This is a genomic window from Streptomyces sp. NPDC127092, assembly GCF_042722475.1.
GTDB lineage: Bacteria > Actinomycetota > Actinomycetes > Streptomycetales > Streptomycetaceae > Streptomyces.
Genome location: NZ_JBHXFE010000086.1, coordinates 1 through 7114, shown reverse-complemented (window position 1 = coordinate 7114; position 7114 = coordinate 1). Strand labels below are relative to the sequence as shown.

Annotated in this window: 7 protein-coding genes; 5 read left to right on the top strand and 2 right to left on the bottom strand. The window is 73.0% G+C overall.

Annotation, left to right across the window (positions count from 1 at the left end; genetic code table 11):
* The coding region (locus ACFWJO_RS36900) for a zinc-dependent alcohol dehydrogenase family protein (RefSeq protein ID WP_386872467.1) at window positions 1-925 on the bottom strand (925 nt) is incomplete at its 3' end.
* Between the two features lie 135 nt (window positions 926-1060).
* Here ACFWJO_RS36900 and ACFWJO_RS36895 point away from each other — a divergent pair.
* The 4 genes from ACFWJO_RS36895 (at window position 1061) to ACFWJO_RS36880 (ending at window position 5456) form a co-directional block, all read left to right on the top strand.
* On the top strand, window positions 1061-1984 hold the full coding sequence (locus ACFWJO_RS36895; RefSeq protein ID WP_386872466.1) for an AraC family transcriptional regulator: 924 nt from the start codon (window positions 1061-1063) through the stop codon (window positions 1982-1984).
* Between the two features lie 236 nt (window positions 1985-2220).
* A complete protein-coding gene (locus tag ACFWJO_RS36890; protein WP_386872469.1) occupies window positions 2221-2544 on the top strand; it encodes a hypothetical protein in 324 nt (107 codons plus the stop codon).
* Window positions 2545-3612: 1068 nt separating this feature from the next.
* Window positions 3613-4308 carry a DsbA family oxidoreductase gene (locus tag ACFWJO_RS36885; RefSeq protein ID WP_386872464.1) on the top strand — a complete coding sequence of 232 codons (696 nt, stop codon included), beginning with the start codon at window positions 3613-3615 and terminating at the stop codon, window positions 4306-4308.
* 83 nt (window positions 4309-4391) lie between these two features.
* Window positions 4392-5456, top strand: a complete 1065-nt coding sequence (locus tag ACFWJO_RS36880) for an aminotransferase class V-fold PLP-dependent enzyme (RefSeq protein WP_386872463.1) — start codon at window positions 4392-4394, stop codon at window positions 5454-5456.
* On the opposite strand, the gene ACFWJO_RS36875 is transcribed toward ACFWJO_RS36880, so the two are convergent.
* A complete protein-coding gene (locus tag ACFWJO_RS36875; RefSeq protein ID WP_386872461.1) occupies window positions 5405-5971 on the bottom strand; it encodes a MarR family winged helix-turn-helix transcriptional regulator in 567 nt (188 codons plus the stop codon). The genes ACFWJO_RS36880 and ACFWJO_RS36875 overlap by 52 nt on opposite strands.
* A 136-nt stretch (window positions 5972-6107) precedes the next feature.
* Here ACFWJO_RS36875 and ACFWJO_RS36870 point away from each other — a divergent pair.
* The coding region (locus ACFWJO_RS36870; protein ID WP_386872459.1) for an alkene reductase at window positions 6108-7114 on the top strand (1007 nt) is incomplete at its 3' end.

Here is a 7114-nt window from a genome sequence, read left to right as displayed (position 1 = left end):
GACCCTCGAAGGTCTCGGCGACCACCGGCGCCAGCGAGCCGTCGCTCAGCCCGGAGCCGATGAACCCGGCCATCCGGGCGCGTCCCTCCGCCGTGCGGACGACCGCGCCGTTGGCGTACCCGCGTACGGTGAGCGGCCACTGCATCGGCACCTCGGCCGGCCGCTGGTCCAGCCAGCCGTAGAGCACCGCCGTGCCCTCGGGCCGCAGCGTCCCGCCGAGGCGGGCGAACCCGGGGCCGCCGATCGCGTCGAAGACGACGTCGGCGCCCCGGCCGCCGGTGATCCGGCGCACCTCGTCGACCAGGTCCTCCTCGTCGGTGACGACCACGTGCGGGGCGCCGAGCCCGAGCAGCCGCTCGCGCTTCGACTCCTCGCGGGTGGCGGCGATCGGCGTGGCGCCGATCCGCAGCGCGGTCTGGATCGCGGCCGTGCCGACCCCGCTGGACGCGCCGGTGATCACCACGTGGCCGCCGGGCCGCAGCCCGCCCGCCTCCACCATGCCGCCGTACGCCGTCGAGTACGTGAGCCAAGCCGCCGCAGCGGTCACCGCGTCCACGCCCTCCGGCCGCGCCACCAGGTACTCCTGCGGCAGCAGCACCCGCTCCGCGTACACGCCGTGCACCCCGAAGTCGAAGTTGGCCGCCGCCATCACCGCGTCGCCGGGGGCGAAGGCGGTGACGCCCTCGCCGACCTCCTCGACCACGCCCGCCGCCTCGTAACCGAGGCGCGAACCCGGCAGCGTGGCCTGGTAGTAGTACGTGCCCGAACGGAACAGGGCCTCGGCGCGGTTGAGGCCGAGCGCGTCGACCCGGACCCGGACCTCGCCCGGGCCGGGGGCCGGCAGTGCGACCTCCTCGACCTGGAGCACCTCGGGCCCGCCGAGCTCGTGGAACAGAACCGCCTTCGTCGTCATGTCGTTTCGCATGTCCCGACCGTAGGCAGGGCCGGAGAGACGATCCATGTCCCTCCGGCTCCCGCGCATGTCCGATCGTCTCGGCCCCGGCGACGGGGAGTGCGGGAGCACGCGGGGCACCCGGCGCGCGGGGGTACGGTGCGGGACATGGACGTACTGAGCGATGCCATCGCCGCCATGCGCACCGGCCGGCCGCACTCCTCCCGTACCGTCAACTTCGCCCCCTGGGGCTTCCGCTTCCCGCCGAGCAAGGGCGCCGGCTTCCACGTCGTCCTCCAGGGCGGCGCGTGGCTGCTGCCGCCGGACGACGGCGCGCCCGTACGGCTCGGCCCCGGCGACGTCGTCCTGCTCGCCCACGGCACCGGGCACGGCCTCGCCGACCGCCCCGACACCCCGCTCGTCGACGCCGTGACCGCGCCCGACGGATCCTGGCCCACTCCGCCGGTCCGCGGACCGGTCGGCCCTGACGAGACCCTGCTCCTGTGCGGCGCCTACCAGCTGAGCCGGGCCCGCGCCCATCCGCTGCTCACCGAGCTGCCGCCGTACGTCCACATCCCCGCCCGGGTCGGCGCCCACCCGAGGCTGCGCGCCGCCGTGGACCTGCTCGGCGCCGAACTCGCCGAGCCCCAGCCCGGCTCCGACGCCATCGTCCCGGCCCTCCTCGACACCTTGCTGCTCTACCTGCTGCGCACCTGGTGGCTGACGGTGCGCGCCGACCGGTCCACCGGCTGGTCCGCCGCCCTCGCCGACCCGGCGGTCGCCGCGGCCCTGCGCGCGCTGCACGGCGACCCCGCCCGCGCCTGGACGGTCGAGGAGCTCGGCGCACTCGGCGGCCTCTCCCGGGCCGCGTTCGCCCGCCGCTTCACCACCCTGGTCGGGCGCCCCCCGCTCGCGTACCTCACCTGGTGGCGGATGACCACGGCGGGACGCCTCCTGCGGGCCGACGACCTGCCGCTGCGCGCCGTCGCCCAGCGCTCCGGCTACTCCTCCGAGTTCGCCTTCGCCAAGGCCTTCAAGCGCGAATACGGCACGGCCCCCGGCCAGTACCGCAGGGCCGCCCGAGCACTCTGACCAGCGACGAGACAGCACGCCCCGGAATCCGTCCGCGAAGCGATGACGGGTGCGGTCTCGGATCTCTGCTGACTCACGGGCTACATGGCGGTGGACGAGGACGGGCGGGCGCCCTTTGTCCCCGCCACTGAGGTTCGCTCGGGTCGGTTCGATCGCGCGGAGGGTTGTCTCGACTGAGCACCGCGAGGCGCGTGACCCAGGAGTTAGGCTCCGTTCGAATGGAACGGGGGGTGAGGATGAAGCAGTGGCCTGAGGGGCCTGCCGCTGATCCGGGGGCGGCCCGGGAACGCTATTCCTCTGATATGCGGGCAGAGCGCAAAGCTCTCCGGGAGGTGTTCGGAGCCGATCTGCCCTCCGCGCACCTCGGCTTGGGAATCGTCATCGCGGCGAGTGTGGTTGTGGGCCTGCTCGCGGGGCCGATCGTTGGTGCGCTCGTGGCCGGATCCTTTGCCGCTTTGTTCCTTCTTGCTCTGGTAGTCACGCTCCTTCGTGGCATCGGAGGGCTCGACGCCGCTCGCCGCGCCTATCTCTTCACCTTTGGCTGGGGCCAGTGGTTCTAGAGAGGGCACAGGCCCGTCGGCATCGGCCGGACGGCGCTGCTTGGGGTGGCGCAGTCAGGTCCAACCGCAGCATCTCGTCGGCCTGGTGCGAAAGTGCACTTCCGACGGGACGTCCGAAAGGACCGCCACTAGGCCCTGCTGTGAAGGTGGGGTCTTGGTCGTGGATGATCCCCACCTCCCGCGAGGCGTGATCATCAACCAACAAGATCTACTTCCGCGCCAGTCCGTAGGTGGACTGCGCTTGACCGTGCAGCGCATCCCTGGAGCTCGTCGCCTGACCACCACCCCCGGCGGGGCGGCACTGTCGTGGTGGACGCAGCGCTAGTCAGCCCGGGGTCGTTGTCGCACAGCATCTTTACGAAGTGCGGCACGGCCCTACGGTCCCGAACTTCGTGCTCGTCTTGCTTTGGTGGCAGCCCCGGCACAGTACGTGAACGTTGCCCGCCGTGTTGATCGCTTCCTCGAGAGGGGTCGCACATAATCCACGTCCACGTCCGCCGCGGGAAAGTCGTTCAGGCACCAGTCACGCCACGCGTGTCCCTTCCGCTCGATGACCTGGCGGCGCCGTGCAGCAGCATCGTGCCGTGCCGCTCGTCCTCGGCTCCCGGTTCGACGGGCGCGGACGGTCCGCCGTCGCTCGTACGCGCCATGATGGGTCTCGCAGCGGGCCCGATGGGTCGCCTGCTCCGTGCGGTCGACACAGCGCATGGCGCCCACTCGATGTCGCCCGCCTGGTCGTCGTTCCCTGAGTGCCCGCCCCCGACTCGGACCGGGAACCCGTGCGCGCCGATCGGCCCACAGGCTGGTCCGCTCTCGCCGGCCCGGCGGCCGCCGCAGCCCTGCGCGCGCTGCACGGCGACCCGCCCGCGCCAGGAGTCCGGCGGGCGCCTGTCGAGCCGATCGCGGTGCCGGGCGCCCGACCGGCCGATCGCCGCGTCGGGCGCCCGTGGTGACGCCGGTGCTCCTGGTCACACCCGAGCCCGCGGCGGAATGGATCCGGCGTTCCGGGGCGTTTCCGCCACCGAACGTCCCCGCACCACCGACCCCCGTCGAGGAGAGAAGCCACCCATGCGCGTCGAGATCTGGAGCGACATCGCCTGCCCCTGGTGCTACATCGGCAAGGCCCGCTTCGAGAAGGGGCTCGCGGCCTTCGCCCACCGCGACGAGGTCGAGGTCGTGCACCGCTCCTTCGAGCTCGACCCGAACCGTCCCAAGGGCGACACCGGCCCCGTCCTGGAGATGCTCGCCGCGAAGTACGGGCGCAGCCTCGACGAGGCGCGCGCGATGGAGGCCCACGTCGCCTCCAACGCCCACTCCGAGGGCCTCGGCTACCGCACCGAGGGCCGTGACCACGGCAACACCTTCGACATCCACCGCCTGCTGCACCTGGCCAAGGACCGCGGCCGGCAGAACGAGCTCCTCGACCTCGCCTACCGCGCCAACTTCGCCGAGGAGCGCTCGGTCTTCGACGACGAGACCCTGGTGACCCTCGCGGTCGAGGCCGGTCTCGACGAGGCCGAGGTGCGCGGCGTGCTCGCCGACCCGGCCGCGTACGCCGACGCCGTGCGCGCCGACGAGCGCGAGGCGGCCGAGCTCGGTGCCAACGGCGTGCCGTTCTTCGTGCTCGACCGCAGGTACGGGGTCTCCGGCGGCCAGCCCGCCGAGGTCTTCACCCAGGCCCTGGAGCAGGCCTGGCAGGGCCGCACGCTGCAGCCGGTCGGCGGCGACGCCGCCGCGTGCGACGTCGACGCCGGCAACTGCTGAGCGCCCATCCATAAGGACGCCTTGGGAATTCCCCATGATCTATCGCAATTGACGTGAGATCGTGGGGAATCCAGGCTTGGCGCATGGAATCACTGGAACGCCTGGAGCCCCTGGGCGGCGACGAGTTCGCCCCGAAGCAGACCTACCTCAACACCTCCGCGTGCGGGCTGCTGCCCCGCCGCACGATCGACGCGGTCACCCTGCTCGCCGAGGAGACCGCGGCCGGCCGCCCCGGCGGCGCCGGCAGCTTCGACGTCGTCGACGAGGCCCGGGCCGCCTTCGCCCGGCTCGCCCACGTCACGCCCGACCGGGTCGCGGTCGGCAGCTCCGTCTCCGTCCACGTCGGCATGGTGGCGCAGTCCATGCCGGCGGGGTCCGAGATCCTCTTCCCGGAGGGCGACTTCTCCTCCGTCATCACGCCCTTCACCGTCCGCGGCGACCTCAAGGCCCGCTTCGTGCCGCTGGAGCGGCTCGCCGAGTCCGTGCGGCCCGGGACCGCGCTCGTCGCGTTCTCCGCCGTGCAGTCGGCGGACGGCCGCACGGCCGACGTCGCCGCCGTCCGCGCCGCCGCGGCGGCCCACGGCGCCCGCACCCTGCTGGACGCGACGCAGTCGGCGGGCTGGCTGCCGCTGTACGCGGGGGAGTGGGACTTCACCGTCTCAGGCGGCTACAAGTACCTGCTCTGCCCGCGCGGGGCGTCCTTCCTCACCGTCACGGAGGAGGCGCAGGACGCGCTGCTGCCGATCCACGCGGGCTGGGTGACGGGCGAGGAGCTGTGGGTCAACAGCTACGGTCCTGTGCGCGAACTGGCCCGCTCCGCCCGCAGGTTCGACGAGCCGCCGGCCTTCCTCTCGTACCACGGGGCCGCCCGCTCCCTGGAACTCCTGGAGGAGATCGGCATCGAGCGGATCGAGGCCCACAACAAGGCCCTGGCCGCCCGGTTCCGCGCCGGGCTCGACGCGCTCGGGCACCCGGCCGTCGCCGACGACTCGACGGTCGTCGGCGTCCCGGGCCTCGGTGACCGCGCCGACGCGCTGCGCGAGGCGGGGGTGCTCCTGTCGGCCCGCGCCGGAAACCTGCGGGCCTCGTTCCACCTCTACAACTCCTCGGCGGACGTGGACCGCGCCTTGGAGGTGCTGGCGGGCTGAGCCCGTTCCGCCTGCGGGCACGCGGTGAGGCCGTCGGCCGCCTCCCGGCACAGGTTCTCCTCCAGGCGGGAGAGCAGCCGGGCGAGGTCCGCGCGCTCGGCCGGGGCGAGGCCGGTCAGGGAGTGCTCCTCCAGGTCACGCCACACGCCCTCGACGCGTGCCCGCAGCACCTCGCCCTCCTCCGTCGCCTCGACCAGCACCGCCCGCCGGTCGGCCGGGTCGGGGCGGCGGCGGACATGGCCGCTGTGCTCCAGGCGCTGGAGCATCTTGGTGACCGTCGACGGGTCGAGGCCGAGTTCCTGGATGAGTACGGACTGCCGCACCGGACCGCAGTCCCACAGCGCCATCATCAGGAACTCCTGGCCCGGGTAGAGGTCCAGCTCCTTCAGCCGGCGCCCGGCCGCGATCCGGTGCAGCCGGGCGACCCGGGCGAGGGCGTGGCTGACGGGTCCGCCGCGGGCGGCGGACGGCAGCGCGCCCACCAGGGCGGTACAGAGCGGGTCGTTTCCGGGCATTACGGACTCCTTGGTGCGGTTGTTCCTCCAGATTAGCTTGGCTGGCCAATCAATGAGCTACAGTGGCGGTCGTACGGAAATGGTTGGCCGACCACATAAATACTTGGCCGACCACATTTGTCCTGGGAGGACCGCCATGACCACCGCCTTCGACCCGATCGACCTCGCCGGCACCCGCCTCGCCAACCGCATCGCCATGGCCCCCATGACCCGCAGCCGGGCCGAGGCCGAGCTCCGCGTCCCCACGCAGCTGACCGCCGAGTACTACGCCCAGCGCGCCTCCGCCGGCCTGATCATCAGCGAGGGCGTCCAGCCGACCGCCGTCGGTCAGGGCTACCCCAACACCCCCGGCCTGCACAGCGCCGAGCAGATCGCCGCCTGGCGCCGCGTCACCGACGCCGTCCACGAGCGCGGCGGGAAGATCTTCGCCCAGCTGATGCACGCCGGCCGGATCAGCCACCCCGTCGTCCTCGGCCGGGGCCTGCACCCCGTCGCCCCCTCCGCCGTCACCCCGGCCGGCCGGCTCTTCACCGGCGCAGGACTCACCGACTTCGTCACCCCGCGCGAACTCACCGCCGACGAGGTGCGCGAGACCGTCGAGGGCTTCGCCACCGCCGCCCGCAACGCCGTCGAGGCCGGTTTCGACGGCGTCGAGATCCACGGCGCCAACGGCTACCTGGTCCACCAGTTCCTCGCCGACGGCACCAACAAGCGCACCGACGAGTGGGGCGGCACGATCGAGAACCGCATCCGCTTCGCCGTCGAGGTCGTCAAGGCCGTCGCCGACGCCGTCGGCCCCGAGCGCACCGCACTGCGGATCTCCCCGGCCAACCCGTACAACGACATGAGCGAGAGCGACACCGAGGAGCTGTACGCCGCCCTCGTCACCGCGATCGAGCCGCTCGGCATCGCCTACCTGCACGTCCTCGAGGCCGTGCCCGGCCTCCGGGACACGACCCTCGCCCTGCGCAAGCAGTTCTCCGGGACCTTCGTGCTCAACCCCGCCACCGAGGGCCCGACCGGCCCCGAGGCGCTGACCCTCGTCGAGGACGGCACCGCCGACGTCCTGGCCTACGGCGCCCTCTTCCTCGCCAACCCGGACCTCCCGGCCCGCCTCCGGGCCGGCGGCCCGTACAACACCCC

What these genes read in the sequence shown, in the direction of transcription:
- ACFWJO_RS36875 (WP_386872461.1), bottom strand. Translation starts at nt 5,971, where the DNA reads ATGCCCGGAAACGACCCGCTCTGTACCGCCCTGGTGGGCGCGCTGCCG.
- ACFWJO_RS36880 (WP_386872463.1), top strand. Translation starts at nt 4,392, where the DNA reads ATGGAATCACTGGAACGCCTGGAGCCCCTGGGCGGCGACGAGTTCGCC.
- ACFWJO_RS36895 (WP_386872466.1), top strand. Translation starts at nt 1,061, where the DNA reads ATGGACGTACTGAGCGATGCCATCGCCGCCATGCGCACCGGCCGGCCG.
- ACFWJO_RS36885 (WP_386872464.1), top strand. Translation starts at nt 3,613, where the DNA reads ATGCGCGTCGAGATCTGGAGCGACATCGCCTGCCCCTGGTGCTACATC.
- ACFWJO_RS36890 (WP_386872469.1), top strand. Translation starts at nt 2,221, where the DNA reads ATGAAGCAGTGGCCTGAGGGGCCTGCCGCTGATCCGGGGGCGGCCCGG.